The organism is Pseudoalteromonas sp. BMB, from assembly GCF_001709235.1.
Taxonomy (GTDB): domain Bacteria; phylum Pseudomonadota; class Gammaproteobacteria; order Enterobacterales; family Alteromonadaceae; genus Pseudoalteromonas; species Pseudoalteromonas maricaloris.
The window spans coordinates 1-532 of sequence record NZ_MBQA01000042.1; the positions used below are offsets into that span (position 1 = coordinate 1).

The following is a 532-nucleotide window of genomic DNA, read 5'->3' on the forward strand; positions in this document are numbered from 1 at the left end:
CCCTTTGCCTCGCAGCGGCTCTGCATTGTTTGTGAATTTGGTGCGCTTGTGATAGACCGCTTGAAGATCGCAAATGGCTGACTTAAAAAGTTACGAAGTTGAAGAGTGCAGAGCTGCTTTTGAGGTGTACGACACCACCGGCGAGGGGAAGATTGACGCCCATTACATTGCACCACTCCTTAGGGCGTTGGACGTCACCATCACAAATGATACCGCAGAGAAGGCTGGTTCAGCCAAAAAATTAGGTGAGAAGATGATTAATTTCGACGAATTCCTCCCAATATTCAGTGACTGCAGGAAATCCAAGGACATGGGCCAAATTGAAGATCTGCTTGAGGGCTTGAAAGTGTACGACAAGAATGAAAACGGGACCATGATGGCTGCTGAGCTCGCTCACGTCTTACTATCCTTGGGTGAAAAGCTTCAGGACGCTGATGTTGATGAAATCTTCACCGCTTGCTGTCCGCCTGAAGATGAAGATGGTTACATCAAATATGAAGTTTTTCTCAAGACAGTACTGGCTGGACCTCAT

Annotated in this window: 1 protein-coding gene; it reads left to right on the top strand. The window is 47.2% G+C overall.

The window, feature by feature from the left end; all coding sequences use genetic code 11:
* Window positions 1–73: 73 nt before the first annotated feature.
* Window positions 74–532: hypothetical protein (locus BB427_RS03110; protein WP_139119008.1), on the top strand; the 459-nt coding region annotated here is incomplete at its 3' end.